This is a genomic window from Halpernia frigidisoli, assembly GCF_900113805.1.
GTDB classification, from domain to species: domain Bacteria; phylum Bacteroidota; class Bacteroidia; order Flavobacteriales; family Weeksellaceae; genus Halpernia; species Halpernia frigidisoli.
In genome coordinates, this window is record NZ_FOQT01000001.1 from 751,506 (window position 1) to 770,085 (window position 18,580).

Below are 18,580 nucleotides of genomic sequence, written 5' to 3' on the forward strand. Positions count from 1 at the left end.
AAAACAAAAACTTCACCGGCAAAAAGGATTTCCACTCAAGCCGGGGCGCAGGTTTTAGCCAATTTTCAAGAGTTCTTATAACTTAGAAAAAATTATTTATGTCATTAATTAAATAAACTTTAATTTTGAAAAACATTCAAAAAACTATGAAAAAATTCACAATATTATTTCCGCTCTTTTTGGGCGGATTATTTTTTGCCCAATCTAAAACAGATTCATTACAATTTAAACAAATCTCTGATCAGATTTTAACACAAGGTCTGGCTTATAATGATTTGCGAGAACTTACCAAAAATATCGGCCATCGTTTAAGCGGTTCCAAAGCCTACGAAAACGCAACAAAATGGGCTTACGATAAATTGAAAGAAGCCGGCGCAGACAAAGTTTGGTATCAGGATGTGATGGTCCCGGTTTGGGTAAGAGGAAAAGAATCACTTCAAATTAAAACTCAAAACGGCAGTTATAAAACTCTAAATATGCTTTCCATCGGAAATACCGAAGGAACTTCTGGTAAAGACTTAATAGGGGAAATTATTTTAGTGAAAAGTCTGGAAGATTTAGATAAAATGAATGAAGCCGACGTAAAAGGAAAAATTGTCTTTTTTAATTATCCTTTTGATCAAACATTTATTTCGACTGGAAGCGCTTATGGCGATGCTGGAAAATACAGACAAAGATCTGCCTCAGTCGTTGCTAAAAAAGGTGGAAAAGCCATGATCATCAGATCGCTTTCCTCGGCTTTTGATGATGTTCCGCATACTGGAACGCAAACTTATGACTTAAAATTTCCAAAAATTCCAGCGGTTGCAATCGGTGTTAAAAGCGCAGATGAACTCGAAAGAACTTTAAAAACACAGAAAGTTTATACAAAGCTAAATTCAAATGCAACAATGAAAGCGGACAAATTAAGCCATTCCGTGATCGGCGAATTAACCGGACAAAAAGACCAATCAGTAGTTGTAGTTGGTGGACATCTTGATTCATGGGATGTGGGCGAAGGCGCAAGCGATGATGGTTCGGGCATTGTGCAAAGTATCGAAGTTTTACGAACATTTAAAAAATTAAATATTTCAAATCAACACACAATTCGTGTGGTGTGCTTTGCAAATGAAGAAAATGGTGCAAATGGCGGAAAGAAATATGCTGAAGAGGCCAAAAGAAAAGATGAAAAACATCTTTTTGCCATAGAAAGTGATTCCGGCGGTTTTACGCCACGTGGTTTTGGTCTGGTTATGAGCGAAGAGAAAAGAGATCAAATAAAATCCTGGGCGCCATTATTTTTTCCTTTTGGTATTTATGATTTCACAAAAAAATATGCAGGAACCGATGTTGAACCTTTAGAAGCGTTGGGAACACCGACCGGTGAATTAGTTCCAGATTCTGCCAGATATTTTGATATTCACCACACAGCGGAAGATACTTTTGAAAAAGTAAACCGCAGGGAATTGTTACAAGGTGCAAGTGCGATGACGCAGTTGATTTATATGATCGATAAAAACTGGTAATGAAAAAACCGGTATTTTATAAAAGTTTAGGTTTTGCATTCAAAGGATTAATTTGGATGTTCAAAAACGAACGTAATTTCCAACTGGAAGTTATTGCTCTTTTTGTCAATATAATTTTAATTTTTGCTTTAAAATTAAATCATTTAGATTCTATCCTAATACTTTTAATCTGCGGATTTGTTTTGGTATCCGAAATTCTCAACACAGCTATTGAAAAACTTTGTGATTTTGTTGAACCAAAATTTCATACTAAAATTGGCATTATAAAGGATATTGCTGCGGGTGCAGTTTTATTAGCAACTATTTTTGCGGTAATTGTCGGGATCTCAATTTATTGGAATTATATATTTTAAAATTTCAATGCTTATCAAAAATAAAAACCCTTTCTAAATTAACTAGAAAGGGTTTATTTTAAAAATTAAACTTAATTAAATTGGTTTTTCGTCAGTATCAGTTCCCGTTATAATCACAGGTTTTTCCACATTTTTCTTTTGAATCTGCTCTAAAAGTTGCAATCCCAAAAGTCCGCTGATGCCGCCGTTTGTAGAATCTCCGCCTCCACTGATCAAAATATCCGGCATAATTTTCACGTTTTGGTTGGCTATATTTTCCATAATTTTTAATTGTGTGAAATTATTTCCGCCCATTGCGCTTACAGAAAGTTTGTAAGATTCCGCATTAGATTTACCAATTGCCAGGATTTTTTCAGCTTCTGCATTTCCTGTCAAACTAATTTGCTCAGCATTTGCTTTGGCTAAAAGTTCTATTTTCTCTGCTTCTGCCCTTGCTAAAAGTCTCGTTTTTTCTGCTTCACCAGTTGCCAAAAGTTTCAATCTGTCACCTTCCGCATTGGCTTGTAATCTCACAGAATTGGCGTCTCCCGTTGCTTTTTTCACACTTGCATCAGCCACTCTTTCCGCGATCCAAACACCTTGATCTGCTTTTACGATTTCTTTTTGCATATCTGCGATCGCCGTTTCTTTTTCCAGACTTTGTTTGGTTTCCTGCGCAAGCATTTCAGTTTCGTAAGTAATTTTTTGCTCTTCGGCTAATTTCCTGTCCGTCAAAGTTTTCATTAAACTTTCTGGTGGAACAATGTCACCAATCAAAGTATCGACTGCATTCACATTATATTGATCCAAAACTGCGCTAATATGTTCTTTTGCAGATTGTTGTCTTTCTTTTCTTGTTCCTAAAAACGCAATTACATCACTGTCTTGGGCAGAATTTCTAAAATAATTTCCAATCGTTGGTTCTAAAACCTGACTTACCAGATTGATCATATTTCCAAAACGTGCAATCACTTTTGGCGCTTCATAAGTTGGAATATGAATAATTTGCGATACATCAAGATTAAACGGGAAACCATCTTTACTTCTTACCGTAATTGTCGAAAGATTTTTATCCAATTGATGACTTTCACTTCTTTCATAAGCCCAGTTTAAAACCAAATTCGTTGTAGGAACGAGTTCCACTTTCATAATGTAAGGATTGATCGGATATTTTCCCGGACCAATTGGTTCGCTCCAAACACCTTTTTGACCTTTCGTCACAATATTTCCATGTTTGAAATCTACGCCACTTAAATCCTGTCCTTCATCGCCTACATAACTGATTATTACACCAACATGTCCAATTGGAATTTCTGTCATTTTTACCATTTCGACTTTCGTAAACCATGGATTTAAAAAGTAAGATCCAGATAAAATTACCTGTTCCTGCAAACCTTTATAACCACCATTATTTAAAAAAGTATCGACATCCTGAAATTTATTGTGCGCAAAAATAATTTTTCCTGCAATTTGTCCATCGTCTAACGGATTTCCTTCCATTGTTGTAATAATTCCAACTGCGTTGTCCGGAATTGTAGTCATTTCTGTTAACTCTAGTTCAAATAATAAGGTATTAATTCTGTATGAACCCGGCGCAATAATGGCAGTTTGTCTTCCTTTTCTTCCACCATTTTGTAAGAAAGCATTGGCGTCCTGAAAAGAGTCGCAATCTACTTTTCTTGCTAAAATTCTTCCAGTTTCTAATTCAGTTCCATCCTTTGCTAAAATTAAACCGAGTTTTCCTGTTGGAATTACGGTGAAAGACTGAAATTGAATTGCATATTGCCAGATCCATTTGCCGAAATAAATTCCCGGTGCTAAAGTTTGCGCTTGAAATCCTGCTTCGCCATTGGTGGCGATAATTCTTCCTTCGGGTAGACTTTGTTTACCAAAAAGAACAAATTTTTTGGTTACCAAACCTATTTTATCTTCCGGGACAATCACTAATCCGAAGAAAATTCTTAAAATAAATTTGTAAAAAATTAGGCATGCTAGAATGCCAATCACTGGAATCATCCAGTTTTGAAATGAAAATTGCATAGTTTATTGTTTTAAATTGTTTTTTTAAATAGAAAATACATCATTATATATCAATGATTTGCAACGAAGCAAACTCATTATTATTAAACATTTTAAAGGTGAATATCTTCGTTTTGTTTAATTTAAAATTTAGACGTAAAAATGTAGATAATTCTTTTGAAGAATTAAAAAAATAACGCAGGTGGCGAAGTATTGAAAATTGTGAACACAATTTCAGAAACTTTTAACATGAATGTTTGAAAATTTAATAATTTCATTTTGATTTGCAAAGAGAATATTCTTTACAACCATTATACGTTGCAATAAATATGAAAGTGACAAAATTTAACACTATTTTATAAAAAATTTGACAATACATTGATTATCAGATTAATTATTTTTTAAAATAAATCTTCCACACTTTCAAAACTATCTTTTGCTGCTTGATAACCAATGTCAAAAATTTCTTCTAAGCGGTGTGCTTTTCTTTCAAAAGTGCCGTAAGCCGCTAATTTTTTTGAGGAAATAAACCAATCACAATACGCAAATTTGTGAATTTCTGTTCGGTGAGAAAGTAATTCGTAGGCTCTTGTGGTAACAGATTTAATGGTTGAAAGGTTTGCCATTGTAACATCTTCCGGCATTGACACGTAAACACCGATCATTTTATCACATTCATTTTTAATAATATCGGCGGGGAAATTATTTAAAACGCCACCATCGCTGAACATTTCATTTCCCACAATGTAAGGCGTTGTAATACCAGGGATTGAGCATGATGCAATTACTGCATCAACTATTTTAAAATCCTTGTTAAATATCTTTTGATCGCCAGAAATTAATTCTGTGGCTACAATTCTTAGATCTTTGTCTAAATCTCCTAAAGTTTTATCTTTGAAAACAGGCTCTAAATAATGTCTGAATATTTCCGAAGAAACTAAACCTGGTTTATTAATGGCAAAATGACGCCAATTAAAAAAATAAACTGATTTAAAAAAATCTAAAATTTCTTCCGCAGATTTTCCTGTGGCGTATAGACTTCCGACAATTGCGCCGGCGCTACAACACGCTAAAATCTCTGGTTTAATGTTTTTCTCCTGTAAAAATTTGAGAACACCCGCGTGCGCAAGACCTTTCGTTCCGCCGCCGGATAAAACCAAGCCTAACTTTTCTACCTTTTTATCCAACATTTACACCAAATATATAACCTGCTACCGCTGAAGCAATCATTGCCAAAGTTCCCCAGATTACAATTCTCACAATTGCATTTAGAATATGAGAACCGCCGCCCCGCGCAGATAGATAACCTAAAATACTGAGAAAAATTAAAGCAAAAACATATTGATAGTACATCATATTATGCAGTGGAAGGAAAATACAAACTAAAAGCGGTAAAATTCCGCCAGTGGTGAAAGATGCGCCACTTGCAAATGCGGCTTGAAAAGGTTGCGCTTTCATGATTTCATTGATGCCTAATTCATCTCTTGCGTGCGCGCCCAAAGCATCATGATCATGTAACTGTTGCGCAACTTGATGTGATAATTCTGCGGTCAAACCTCGTTTTTGATAGATTTTTGCCAATTCACGCATTTCTAATTCTGGCATTTCTTCCAGTTCTTTGGCTTCACGTTTTAGATCTGCTTCTTCAATATCCCCCTGTGAACTTACAGAAACATATTCTCCAGCAGCCATCGCAAAAATACCTGCAACTAAACCCGCCAAAGATGCTAACACTAAAACTTCCCGGCTTGAACCTGCTGCTGCAACGCCAACTGCCATACTGGCAACAGATAAAATACCATCATTTGCACCTAAAACTGACGCACGGATCCAGTTGCTTCGGTTAATAAAATGATCTTCAAATTGTATTTCTTCTTTCATTATGTAAAAATAAAAAAAAGACGGTGAAAAACCGCCTTTAATTTTTAAACAAGAAATATTTATTCTAAAAGTTCATTGACATTCGGATATTGTGAAATCTTTTTAAATTGAAATCTTCGGCTATTTTGAAGTTTTTGTATAAATAATTTTAGTTCATTTACAGAATTATCATCTTTTAAGTATTGATCATGAGTGAGTAAAACTAAATGTCTTGAAGTTTTTTCTAAATCATTATAAAAAATACTATCTACCATTTTAATCATTTCTTCATTCGTATTTTTGAGTTTCATATCTTTTGTAGGAAGCCATTCTAAATCCCAACCAATCAATTTGTAATGTTTATTTGCTAAATCATCTGCTGAGTTCTTAGATTTTTTTACATCAGTAATATTAAAAGAATCCGTGCGCCAAATATTTCTTCCCGGCGTTCTAGCGATGTTATTTTTTAATTTTAAACTGTCTTTCGCTCTGTCAAAATCGGCTACAACTTCTTCTGAATTTTCATAAAATTTTTCATATTTATTGGAAGCATGCGTGTAACTGTGATTTGCAAGTTCAAAATAAGAATCATTTTTTAAAATTTCAAAATCGGCTTTTTGTTTTTTACTACCGAAAACATGTTGGCCAACTATAAAAGCAGTTGCAGGAACTTTTCTTTCATTAATGATTTTTACTAAATTTTCTGTTCCGCGATTTGGTCCATCATCAAATGTGAGATAAATAGTTCGTCTGTTGTCAACGGATTCTTCTGGTTTTGCTAAAGACCTTAATTTATTTTCCTCATCTATATTTCTATTATTTTTCTTGACGACAGATTTTTGGTTTATGGACTCTTTTTTACAAGAATGTAAAAATAGAATTGAAATACCTGCAAGCGCGATCGTTGCTAAACCTAAAAAAGCCAAACTATTTGACTTTTTATTAAAATTTGTTGTCATGAAAATTTAAGGAATTAAGTTGTTAAAATATGTTAATAAACGTTAATTTATATTAACAAAATAAATGCCGCATTTATATTTAATTTAAAAAATTCAGTAGTTGTTAATAACTTATTTTCAGTTGTTTACAAAAGCGAAAAATTAGAATTTTAAAATCTTAGTAAAATCTATAATTTTATAAATTTATGATTTTGTTAACAATATAATTGTAGAAAAGTATTGTCTTTTTATTGATAAATTTGAGAATGATATTATTTCAACGAGAAAATTATCTTTTTAAAAACAACTGTTTTTTTTTTGCGATAAGTTGCAGCCCGACTTGAGTGGAGTTCCTTTTGTGAGGAGGAACGACGAATAAAAGAACGGGAACGGAAGGCGGAAATGTCTGCCATAAAAAATTGAAAAATAGACATTCGACGCAGTCAAATGCTGCCCAAATAAAATAACAAATAAGCATTCTGCAAAGTCATTTGTCTGCCCAAAATAAATAACTACTCGTTAGAATACGTGAAAATTTTACCAAAAAAAAAAAAAACTTCACCCTGAAGTTTCTGGATGAACTTTTAGAGACATATCAGTGTGTTCTTAAATGTGAGTTAATTCAATATAGATTATGGATTGTTTTTAAAAAGATTATTAACTACATTAAATCCGAAAATTATTGAGGCAAATTTATGACATAATTTATTTTCTCCATATTCAGTAAGTTGAAGATATATTCACTGCCTGACTCGTATAACACTTCTGCTCTTTTTACTATAAATTTATTTGGCAGAAGTTGATCATTAAGATTTTGGAAAATGATTTGGACTATATTTGGATTTAGATCCAGAGGCAAATATGAAATCAAATTATCGTCTGATTTTTCTAAAAAAACTTTTAAAATCATGGGTTTTTTATCTTTCTTAGTTTTATAAACAATAATCTTGTAAACAAAATCTGAAATTTTAATTAATTCGGTTCTGTCAACTTTAAATTCATTCTCGACAATAAAAGGTTTTGTATTTACTAATTTTAATTGATTTTCATCTTTTACGATTTCATTTTTAAATGTAAAAGTTTTGTCAGTTAGGTAATCATTTACATTAAGACTATCTCCCCGAATAAATAGCGAAATATCATGCCGCAATGAACTCACAGAATGAGAACTGGTATATTCCGTTTTATCTTGATTGTTAAATACTCTATAAGTAAGTTTATAATCAATTGTAAGTTGCTGTGCGTGGGATAAACCTATAATAAAAAAGAAGAAAAAAAGTATTTTATGCATTTTACTAATTATTACTAAAAAACCCCGCAAAATTAGTTGCGAGGTTTTTAAATTTTGATAAGTTTTTAAATATGAATCACTTCACCGTAAGCAGCGGCAACTGCTTCTGTCATTGCTTCAGACAAAGTTGGATGCGGGTGAATTGCTTTTAAAAGTGCGTGACCGGTAGTTTCTAATTTACGGGCAACAACTGCTTCTGCGATCATTTCTGTAACGCCAGTTCCAATCATGTGGCAACCTAAAAATTCGCCATATTTTGCATCAAAAATCACTTTGATAAATCCATCAGTATCGCCGTTTGCAGTGGCTTTTCCATTGGCGGAGAAAGGAAATTTACCGATTTTTAATTCGTAGCCTTTTTCTCTTGCCTGTTTTTCAGTCATACCGACGCTCGCTACTTCTGGGTGACAATACGTACAACCTGGAATGTTTCCGTAATCTATGGTTTCAACGTGAAGACCTTTAATTTTTTCAATACAAGTGATGCCTTCTGCACTCGCAACGTGCGCCAAAGCCTGTGTAGGAAGCAAATCACCGATTGCGTAATAGCCAGGAACGGAAGTTTCATACCATTCATTGACCAAAACTTTTCCTTTTTCAGTTTTAATACCGACTTCTTCGAAACCCTGACCTTCGAGATTGGAAGCAATTCCAACCGCGGAAAGTAAAATATCTGCTTCTAAAGTAATATTTCCTTTTGCAGTTTTTACATTGGCTTTTACACCTTCGCCAGACGTATCGATTGATTCTACGGAAGCATTCAGCATAATGTCAATGCCGGATTTTTTCAAAGATTTTTCCAGCTGTTTTGAGATATCTTCGTCTTCTACAGGAACTACGTTTGGCATAAATTCTACGATGGTCACTTTCGTTCCCATCGTGTTATAAAAATCTGCGAACTCAACTCCAATCGCACCTGAACCAACAACGATCATAGATTTTGGTTGTTTGTCCAGCGTCATCGCTTTCCTGTAACCAATTACTTTTACACCATCTTGTGGAATATTTGGCAATTCACGGGAACGCGCGCCTTGTGCAAGAATAATATTTGTGGCAGAATATTCAGAAGTTTTTCCTTCTTTGTCTGTTACATTTACTTTTTTACCTTTTGCAATTTTTGCAGTTCCAAAAATCACATCGATTTTATTTTTTTTCATTAAAAACTCGATGCCTTTGCTCATTTTATTGGCAACGCCTCTACTTCTTTTAACAACATTTGAAAATTCAAAAGTAGATTCAGATTTATTTAAACCAAATTCTTCTGCGTGATTGATATAATGGAAAACCTGTGCAGATTTTAAAAGTGCTTTTGTAGGAATACAACCCCAGTTTAGGCAAATTCCGCCCAATTCTTCTCTCTCAATAATTGCAGTTTTGAAACCCAATTGTGCTGCTCTGATCGCTGCAACGTATCCGCCAGGACCGCTTCCTATAACAATAATATCGTAATTCATGTTTCTTAAAAATTTTTACGCAAATTTAGTGAAAAATTATGGTTTTAAATTAAGGTATCCAGGGCTTTTTCAAACGTAGGGTAATGAAAATTAAAATCAGAATCAATTAATTTTTGTGGAAATACATTTCTACTTTTTAACATTAATTCTGTTTCCGTTTTGATGAATAATGCAGCAATTTCTAAAAGCCAAACTGGTGACGGAATTCCAAATGGTATTTTTAATTTTTTTCTAAGTAATTCCATCATTTTACCGTTGGACAAAGGATTTGGTGCGGTTGTATTTAAAACGCCTTTTAAATTTTCATTAGAGATTATAAATTCTATAATTCTGCAAAAATCTTCTATGTGAATCCAACTCATCATCTGCGTTCCTCTTCCCTGTTTTCCACCCAAACCAAGTTTAGAAATCTGCACAAATTTTGGAAAAGCACCGCCATTTTTTCCTAAAACTATCGAAGTTCTTAATGACACTTTTCTAATGTTTATATTAGAAACTTTAAAAAATTTTCTTTCCCATTGTTTGCAAATATTCATGGAAAAATCATCTCCAATTATTCCGTTTTGTTCTGTGTTTAAATTGGTTTCGGAATGAATGTAAATCGTTGCCGAACTTGCATTGAGCCATATTTTTGGTGGATTTTCGCAAAGATCAACGGCATTTTGCAATGCTTTTGTACTTTCAATTCTTGAAGATAAAATTTCATTTCGGTTTTTTTCGGTGTATCTGCAATCAACTGATTTACCAGCGAGATTGATTAAAACATCAGCATTTTCAAGTTTAGATTTCCAATCACCGAGGGTTTTTCCATCCCAAAAAACATCATTTTTATTTTTTGGATTTCTCGTTAGAATTTTAACTTCATTGTTTAGAGAAAGAAAATAAGTTTCTAATTCTTTACCTAAAAATCCTGCGCCACCTGCAATTATAATTTTCATTTTGAATGAGTTTTAAGTTTAATAAATTTAATTAACATTCATTTGAGATTTTTATTTTAAATCTTTAATTAAATAAAAGCCTGATAGGGTGTAATACAAACTAATTAGCAAACTGATTATAATTAAATACAACATAAAAAATTCATCGTTTAAATTGAGGAATGATCCAAAAATATATAAACTTAAAAAAAAGATCAAAACAATGAAAAAGTAATACATCATAAACTTACTTTTAATAGTAAATATCCGAACTAAAAATCCAATAAAATTAGAGACGGCAAGAATTGGTAAAATTGTAAATATTATAAAAAAGCCATCCTTAACATTGAAAAAATAGTAGACTAAACTTGCAAGAATTATCAGTAGTTGAATTGCTAATTCTATTTTTAAAATTTTAGTTTTCATAATTATAAATTTAAAAATTGGGATCGATCTCTATTTTTGTTTTTAAAGAAAAACAGCATAATTAAATTAAACATTAGATTTTTCATAATTTTTGTAAACTTTTTTAATATCTAAGATGTAAAAAATTGATAAGATTGGGCTGTAAAAAAAAGCGGCATAAAGCAAAAGAAAAAATAAACCTGCTATTTTATTAAATTCTCCCAAATCAATATTTTTACCTTGTAAAAGAATCATTGAAAAAAGTATAGTCCAAACTGGCACTATCAAATAGCCATAAACTTTAAAAAAAGTAGATTTTTTATATTTTAAAAATAATCGAATAAGAAAACTTACCAACTGGAATCCACCAACGAAATAATAAAAATAAAATATTTTTTCTAAATGTTTGATAATGAAATAATTGAAAATTAAATAAGCAATAAAGATTAAAAACACAGATTGCTGAACGATTGAATCAATTTTAAAAAATGTTTTCATGATATTTTATATTTTTGTAGTTTCAGTAAATATTGAAAGTATATTTGAAATAAAAAAGGAATTTCTTCCTTTCTTATTTCTTTAATAGATTGGTAATTTTCCCAACCAACCAATGATCGTCGCTTTTTATGGCCAAATCCATTATGTTATTGATTTTATTGGTGACGTTGGAAAAATCTTCCATCAGTTTTATAAATTCTTTTGCTTCTTCAGAATCATTGTCTTCTATTTCTTTTAAATCTTCCAGAAATTTTATAATCGGTTCAATTTCTCTTTTCCGGCGTTCTTTGGTAATTTGTTTAAATAAAAACCAAACATCTTTATCGGCAGAAAAAAATTCTTTGCGCTCCCCTTTTATGATTTCTTTTTTCACAATTCCCCAATCCATCAAAGCACGAATATTCATGTTGGCATTGCCTCGGGAAATCTGCAAATGTGCCATGATTTCGTCAGTAGACAAAGCATTTGAGGAAGATAAAAGTAGTGCATGAACTTGCGCCATAGTTCTGTTAATTCCCCAATTCGTGGCAAAAGTTCCCCAGGTTTGGATGTATTTTTCTTTGGCGTCAGATAATTTCATTTTGTTTTAATTTCTTCTACAAAGATAATTAAAATTTCTAAACTTTCAATAATAATTGAAAGTCAATTTTAAAAATTACATTAAAAGTTTTTTTTAATTTATTATAAGAAATTTTCTTTCCCCAACTCTAAAGGGTGGAAAATTTTTCGAAAAGTTTACAAAGAATCTCCTTTTAGGGTCTGGTGAAAATATTTTTTATGAAATTTTGACAAATGCTTTGTATCTAAAGTTTTGCCTAAAGCCTTGTTATGATTAAATAAAAAAGCGGACTAAAGTCCGCTCCTATTAATTTTCTGATGTTTGAATTTATTTTATAATAGTTTTATTTAATTGTTTTATAACTCTCAACCAATCTTATAAATTCTGAACGATAACCATCTTCATCTTTTGACAAACCTTCTTTTGCTAAATCTTCAATTTCATTTAAATTTTTGTCTTTAATAAATTTTGAATCCCGAAGCACCAAACCAAACCAACTTACCGCACTTGCGAATTTAAAATCCGGCGAAGTTTGATTAAAATTTTCAGATTTATTTTTTACAATTTGCTGGATTTCCACACTTTTATCTTCGTCCGGTTTTTTATAACGCAATTTTATGGTTGCCAATTCATCACCAAAATTTTGAGTATTTTCATTGGTTTTGGAGTATTTTAAAGGAATTTCTTTCACGTCAAAATCAGAATCAACACCAACAGGAATGATCTCATATAAAGCCGTCACAGTGTGTCCACTTCCCAATTCACCCGCGTCTTTTTTGTCATTTGTGAAATCTTCGTTTTGCAATTTTCTATTTTCATAACCAATTAAGCGGTAAGATTTCACATATTTTGGGTTAAATTCAATCTGGATTTTGACATCTTTGGCAATTGCGTAAAGATTTCCGGCAAATTCTTTTCCTAAAAATTTATTGGCTTCCTGCATATTATCGATGTAGGCATAATTTCCGTTTCCTTTGTCAGCAAGAGTTTCCAAAGTATTGTCTTTATAATTTCCCATTCCAAAACCAAGGCAAGTGAGGAAAACGCCCGATTTTCTTTTTTCTTCGATTAAAGTTCCAAGATCTGTAGTTGAAGAACTTCCGACATTAAAATCACCGTCTGTTGCGATTATCACACGATTATTTCCATTTTTAATGAAATGTTCCTGTGCTAATTTATACGCCAATTCAATCCCAGCGCCACCTGCAGTACTTCCGCCGGCTTGTAAATTATCCAAAGAAGCAATAATTTTTTCTTTATTTTTTACCAAAGTCGGCTCTAAAACCATTCCTGCATTTCCCGCGTAAACTACAATTCCAACTTTATCTTCAGGTTTTAATTTGTCTAACAACACTTTAAAAGAAGATTTTAAAAGTGGTAATTTATTTGGCTCACTCATCGATCCGGAAACATCAATTAAAAAAACGATATTAGAATTTGGTAATTTTTCCAACGGAATATTTTTTCCCTGTAATCCAATTTTTAATAATTTATGTTTTGTGTTCCACGCCGCATCGCTGTATTCCGAATTTACGCTAAACGGTTTATTATCGGTCGGTTGCAGATAAGAATATTTAAAATAATTTAGCATTTCTTCAATTCTCACGGCGTTTTTATCCACTTTTTCACCGTTATTTATCATCCTTCTGATGTTGGAATAAGCGGCATTATCAACATCAATCGAAAATGTGGATAGCGGTTCGTTTTTCGCAGATTCAAAAGGATTTTCAATAAATGCGTCGTAACCTTCATTGTCAGTTTCAGCATTTCCTCTTATGTTAATTGAATCTTTTTTGTCCAATTCATCTGACATCTTTTGTAGTTCTTTCTTTTCTTTTTTGCTTAAATTTTTAGTTTTTATTAGAATTACACCTTCTCTACCTCTATTTCCATACATTGAGGTTGCGGAAGCATCTTTTAAAACTGTCAATTCTTTTATATTATTTGGATTTAAAATATCTAAACTTTTTGAATTATAAACAACGCCATCAACAACTATTAAAGGTGAATTTGCAGGATTGTAATTTGGATTTCCAATGATAATACCCTTAGTTTTAATCGTATTATTTTGAATTTGAGGATTTTTATTTTTTTCTTTTCTTGATTTTGTACTAGTTCTATATCCTGTAACCACGACTTCATCAATAGATTTCTGTGAATTATTTAAAGTTGACATTCCTCTGATTACAATTGTCGGGCTGTTGCCAGGATTTCCACTTGATGGTGAAATTTGTACACCTGCAACTTTTCCCTGTAAAGTATTTTCTGTGTAAACCAAATAATTTTTAATTTCCGGTGAAACACTTTGTATGGAACCTGCTAAATATTCTCTTTTTTGAGTTCCATAACCGAGAAGAACAACATCTTCAATATTTTTTTCTTTTAACGAATCTCTTTTATTTTTTATTAGAGGAATTAGATTATCAATATTTTTCACGATTACCAGACTTTTCTTACCAGTCGGAATTTGTAAAGCAATTACTTTTGTTTTTTCTACAGCTTTTTCCTTCGCAATATTAGATTTTATAGTTTCATCTATTTTCCGGATTTCAGGATTTGAAATTGGTATTTGAGTCGGTAAATCTTTGTTAATTGCAATTTGTGGTTTTACAATTTCAGTGGAATTTTTCGAATTAAAATAAAAAATTCCCGATCCAATTAATAAACTTGCCGCAATTCCATACGGAAACCAAACAGGAAGAATTCGTTTTTCATCTTTTTTGTCTAATTTTTCTTCTACCCGATTCCAGATATTTTCAAATTCCGGCATTTTCATTTTTTCATCGGAAGAATCGCTTGCTTCCTTGAATTTTTCGTCTATATTTTGATTATTTTCCATTTTTTCTTTTTTTAAAAATTTTGTTGATGAAGCATTAACTGCAATTTTTTACGGGCAAAATTAACCTGAGATTTAGACGTTCCTTCAGTTATAGAAAGCATCTGTGCAATTTCTTTGTGTGGATAACCTTCAATCGCGAAAAGATTGAAAATGGTTTTGCAGCCTTCTGGTAAGAAATTCAGAAGTTTGAGAATGTCTTTTTCCAAAGAAAAAATTGGACTTTCAACTGAAGAAATTTCCGCTGCGTTTTCATCATCTAAAGAATAATGGAACTGCTCTTTCTTGCGTAATTTTTGCAGACATTCATTAACAGTGATCTTTCTCGCCCAGGCTTCAAAAGTTTCCGGATCATTTACCTGATCGATTTTTGTGAAGATCTTGTAAAAAGTATCCGTCAAAACTTCTTCAATATCTTCCTGATTTTTCAGATACCGTTTACAAACCGAATTCAGTTGGTGCGCCATTGCTTCGTAAATCTGCCGTTGCGCATTTCGGCTTTTACGTTTGCAGTCAATTATTAATTGATGATCCATAAGAATTGCTCTTTAATAATATAGATGCAGAAGTTTATAAAAAGGTTGGAAAGTATTTTTAAAAAAATAAATTTAAGGAAAATTGTATTATAATTTTTTGGAAAGCATTATCAGCCTTTCACTCTCAAAACCAAAAAATGAGTTTGGATAATTCAAATGAAAATAAGTAAAATATAGAATCAATTTTTTAAATACACAAAAAAAAGGAATTCCGTTAAAGCCAGGCTGCAAAATATTCTTCTAGTAAAAGATTTTAAAAAACTATTAAAATTTAGTAAACAAACAAAAAATCCTTTTAACGCTTAAAGGTTGAAAGGATTTTAGATATAATTTAAAAAATTGCAACGGCTTCAGATACTATTCAGATTTTCATTTGTGTTTTTTCGGACCAAGAAATTCTCTGAAGCCTTGCAATTAGAATTTTACCAATTGATCAAATTATTTCCCCAAATATATAATACAAAAACAAAACTTCCTTACGGGAAACCGTAAAGAAGCATTATTTTTTAAAATAATTTGAAAAATTTTGGCATCAAATGAAACCAACATCCTTACAGATTGCGATCAGATGCTCGTTACTTTTAGCCTCAAACGTTTCTTTAAGCTGACTAAAAGCCTTTTCTACAGAACTTAAACTGTTGGGTTTCAAATTTTTTTCTTTTAATAAATCCGGAATATTTTTTTGTAAAACACCTTCAGAAAGTAATCTCAAAAGTGTGTATTCTAAAATGGTAAGTTCTACCGCATCTTTTCTCCGAAGGTTTAGAACATTATCATGTGAGAGATGATTTATGTCTTTATAGATAGATGAAATTGCTTTTTTAAGTTCCTTTACATCCATTCTACCTTTGCTCACAAAACCATTTATTTTCAACTCATCGAATAGAACTTTGATGTGAGCAGGTCTTTTTTCCGACGAAAAAACAAGAATTTTCAGATCCGGTAAGATTTTTCTGACTTCCGAAATTAATTCCGCTCCAGATTTTATTTTTTGTTCTTTATGATCAGGCTCAAATGAAAGATCAGTTATAAGCAAATCATAAACAACATTATCGTCAATACTTTTATTTAAAAGGTTAATGGCATCATCGCAATAATTGACAAAGATTGTGTTTTCTTCTTTTATTTTAAGATCTTTCAACACTTTTTGCACAGAAATACTGGCACTTTCAAAATCTTCAACAGACAATATTTTCTTAAACATTTAGTCACTTTTAATAGGAAAGGAAATATTTATTTTGGTTCCCTTTCCCGTTGTTTCGTCAAAAGTAAGTTTTCCTTCGCAGGAAAAAATACGGGTTTCCGTATTTTGTAAACCATTTTTTTTCTGAATGATTTCGCCCAAACCTTTACCATCGTCAAAATAAGCGATTTCAAGTCTTTCCTTGTTGATTTCAAATTTTAAAATTAATTTTTTTGCTTCGCTGTGTTTTTTCATATTCACCAAAAGTTCCTGCAAAATAATTAAAAATTCAGTTTTTATTTTAGACGAAATTTTGTCCCATAAATCTTCTTCATTGCCGATTATTATTGGCTTTATCAAATCCGAAGAAAAAGATTTTACCAAATTTGAAATTTGTATTTTGTAAGTATTCACAGTATTTTCCAAAAGGTTTTCGTAAGAAATATCTCTCGATTTTTCATAAATTTTTTCCAATTTATTTAAAACTTCCGGCTTATCTATGTTGGGGTTATTTTCAATTTCAGACATCACTTGATAAACACCGTTAGAAACTACATCATGTATTTTTTTAGAATATTTAAGTTCTGTATTTTTTATTTTTAATTGATTTTCCTGATGAACAAGTTCTTTTTCCTGCTTTACTCTTTCTTGTCTTTTTTTCAACCATATAATACCGATAATTGTTGCCAGGAAAGCCAATCCCAAAGCAACATTTCTCACAAGTAATTGATAATTTTTTTCTGTATTTTCTGCTTGAGATTTCAATAAATCTGCACGGTTTTTTTCTGATTCATATCGCACCAAAGCAAATTGATTTTTTGCTTTATTTCTTGCCGTTTGGAGGCTGTCCTTCAGTTTTAGATAGATATTGAAATATTTTTTAGAATCTGCCGTATTTTCTAAATTCACTAATTTTTGCAAAGCTTCTATCTCGTCATCTGGACTTTTCAACTGGCTTGCAATGTTGTACATTTTATGTGCGTGAAAAAGCGATTTTACGGGATTTTTATATGCAAAATAATCTGATAAATGGGCTTGACTTGCATTTTGTCCCCATAAATCTTTTTCTGCTTCACGAATTTCTAATGCTTTATTGAGTTGTGGTTCTGCATTATAATTTTTGTTTTGAAGAAATTTCGTGAAAGCGAGATTGTCTAATATTTTGAATTTAAATCTTTGATTTTGATTAACGATTTTATCAATAAACAATTCATCAAAAACTTTAATAGATTTTTTATAATCGCCTAATTTTGAATAAGCTACAGCAATATTGTTAGATCGTTTTGTTTTTTCTAATGAATCTGCAGAAAATTTAATTGCCTTATCGTAAAAATAAATGGCTTTTTTATAATTTTTTAGATTTTGAGTGGCAATACCTAGGCAATTATAGTTTGCAGAAATAGTTTCAAAGTTCTCTTCATTATTTTCATTGAAATATTTAATTGATGAAAGAGAAGTTTCCTGACTGCCAAAATAATCCCCTTTATCGGCAAGAATGATTGCCATATTAATTAAACACTTTCCTACCTTTAGAGAATCTTTCTGATTTATAAATATATCTTTAGCAGCATTAAAGTAAACAAAAGCACTATCCTGTTGTTTCTTTTCCAAAAAAATAAATGCTTTATCATAGTTTTTGTTGATATTAGTTTTTGGTAAGTTTTGGCTCGTCTTTTCACAAGAAAATAAAATTATAAGAAACAGGAAAATGTAATATTTTTTCAAATTAAGAGATTGTATTCCAAATATATTAAAAAAATGCGGAAGTGACTTCCGCATTTAATAAAACTATTTTTTTGGTGGAGTTTGTTCTGTTTCTCCACCGGTGTCAGATTAGTTAGCGTGATTACTTTCAGTCTACAAAAGCATAATATATTTTCCCCGTTCTACAAATAAAACTTCACCAGAAAAAATATCTTTTGAAAAAAAAGAAAAAGAATGCATGTATTGGGATGGAGAAAAATACATTCCTTTTATTTGTGGTGAAAATAAAGCAGGATTTCACATCGAACAGCTAGATGAAGATAAATTAAAGTTAATAAAAATTACGCGACCAGATACTTTAAATGCGGAAAATGCATCAGGTAAAGTCTGGTATGACAAAACAAATAACAAGGTAGAATTTTTCACACATTATGGCGTAAATCCAGAGAACGGTAAAGCTCTAAAAGCTGCAACTAAATATATTTTAGATAAATATTAAAAACAAAAAAACCTTCAAAAATTAATTTTGAAGGTTTTTTATAA

At 31.5% G+C, this 18,580-nt stretch carries 16 protein-coding genes; 3 read left to right on the plus strand and 13 right to left on the minus strand.

Features of this window, described 5'->3' with window-relative positions; translation table 11 throughout:
* Positions 1-146 precede the first annotated feature (146 nt).
* Together BM238_RS03510 and BM238_RS03515 are read left to right on the plus strand one after the other, a co-directional pair.
* Positions 147-1,505: a M20/M25/M40 family metallo-hydrolase gene (locus BM238_RS03510; protein ID WP_177205414.1), complete on the plus strand. Its 1,359-nt coding sequence runs from the start codon at positions 147-149 to the stop codon at positions 1,503-1,505.
* A complete protein-coding gene (locus BM238_RS03515) occupies positions 1,505-1,858 on the plus strand; it encodes a diacylglycerol kinase family protein (protein ID WP_090078787.1) in 354 nt (117 codons plus the stop codon). The genes BM238_RS03510 and BM238_RS03515 overlap by 1 nt, the downstream gene beginning before the upstream one ends.
* Before the next feature lie 75 nt (positions 1,859-1,933).
* Here the strand turns inward: BM238_RS03515 and BM238_RS03520 are convergent, their stop codons facing one another.
* The 13 genes from BM238_RS03520 to BM238_RS03590 form a co-directional block, all read right to left on the minus strand.
* Complete coding sequence (locus BM238_RS03520; protein WP_090078788.1) at positions 1,934-3,877, minus strand: SPFH domain-containing protein; 1,944 nt, start codon at positions 3,875-3,877, stop codon at positions 1,934-1,936.
* A 380-nt stretch (positions 3,878-4,257) separates the two neighbouring features.
* The gene (locus BM238_RS03525) at positions 4,258-5,046 is read right to left on the minus strand and encodes a patatin-like phospholipase family protein (RefSeq protein ID WP_090078789.1); all 789 of its coding nucleotides are present in this window, start codon (positions 5,044-5,046) and stop codon (positions 4,258-4,260) included.
* Entirely contained in the window at positions 5,036-5,737 is a 702-nt protein-coding gene (locus BM238_RS03530) for a VIT1/CCC1 transporter family protein (protein WP_090078790.1), read from the minus strand. The genes BM238_RS03525 and BM238_RS03530 overlap by 11 nt, the downstream gene beginning before the upstream one ends.
* 59 nt (positions 5,738-5,796) lie before the next feature.
* Positions 5,797-6,675, minus strand: coding sequence for a polysaccharide deacetylase family protein (locus BM238_RS03535; protein WP_090078791.1), 879 nt, complete (start codon positions 6,673-6,675; stop codon positions 5,797-5,799).
* Between the two features lie 658 nt (positions 6,676-7,333).
* Positions 7,334-7,945, minus strand: a complete 612-nt coding sequence (locus BM238_RS03545) for a hypothetical protein (RefSeq protein ID WP_090078793.1) — start codon at positions 7,943-7,945, stop codon at positions 7,334-7,336.
* A 65-nt stretch (positions 7,946-8,010) separates the two neighbouring features.
* Complete coding sequence (gene lpdA, locus BM238_RS03550) at positions 8,011-9,399, minus strand: dihydrolipoyl dehydrogenase (RefSeq protein WP_090078794.1); 1,389 nt, start codon at positions 9,397-9,399, stop codon at positions 8,011-8,013.
* A 44-nt stretch (positions 9,400-9,443) separates the two neighbouring features.
* Entirely contained in the window at positions 9,444-10,337 is an 894-nt protein-coding gene (locus tag BM238_RS03555) for a TIGR01777 family oxidoreductase (RefSeq protein ID WP_090078795.1), read from the minus strand.
* Positions 10,338-10,808: 471 nt separating this feature from the next.
* On the minus strand, positions 10,809-11,219 hold the full coding sequence (locus tag BM238_RS03565) for a hypothetical protein (protein ID WP_090078797.1): 411 nt from the start codon (positions 11,217-11,219) through the stop codon (positions 10,809-10,811).
* Positions 11,220-11,292: 73 nt separating this feature from the next.
* Positions 11,293-11,799 (minus strand): GbsR/MarR family transcriptional regulator, encoded by a 507-nt coding sequence (locus BM238_RS03570; protein WP_090078798.1) that lies wholly within the window; start codon positions 11,797-11,799, stop codon positions 11,293-11,295.
* A gap of 322 nt (positions 11,800-12,121) precedes the next feature.
* Positions 12,122-14,617, minus strand: a complete 2,496-nt coding sequence (locus BM238_RS03575; protein WP_090078799.1) for a vWA domain-containing protein — start codon at positions 14,615-14,617, stop codon at positions 12,122-12,124.
* Between the two features lie 11 nt (positions 14,618-14,628).
* Positions 14,629-15,150, minus strand: coding sequence for an RNA polymerase sigma factor (locus BM238_RS03580; protein WP_090078800.1), 522 nt, complete (start codon positions 15,148-15,150; stop codon positions 14,629-14,631).
* 532 nt (positions 15,151-15,682) lie between these two features.
* A complete protein-coding gene (locus BM238_RS03585; protein ID WP_090078801.1) occupies positions 15,683-16,354 on the minus strand; it encodes a response regulator in 672 nt (223 codons plus the stop codon).
* Positions 16,355-17,944, minus strand: a complete 1,590-nt coding sequence (locus BM238_RS03590; protein WP_143093345.1) for a tetratricopeptide repeat-containing sensor histidine kinase — start codon at positions 17,942-17,944, stop codon at positions 16,355-16,357.
* Between the two features lie 331 nt (positions 17,945-18,275).
* Between BM238_RS03590 and BM238_RS03595 the strand changes: the two genes are divergently transcribed.
* Positions 18,276-18,536: a hypothetical protein gene (locus BM238_RS03595; protein WP_090078803.1), complete on the plus strand. Its 261-nt coding sequence runs from the start codon at positions 18,276-18,278 to the stop codon at positions 18,534-18,536.
* Positions 18,537-18,580 lie beyond the last annotated feature (44 nt).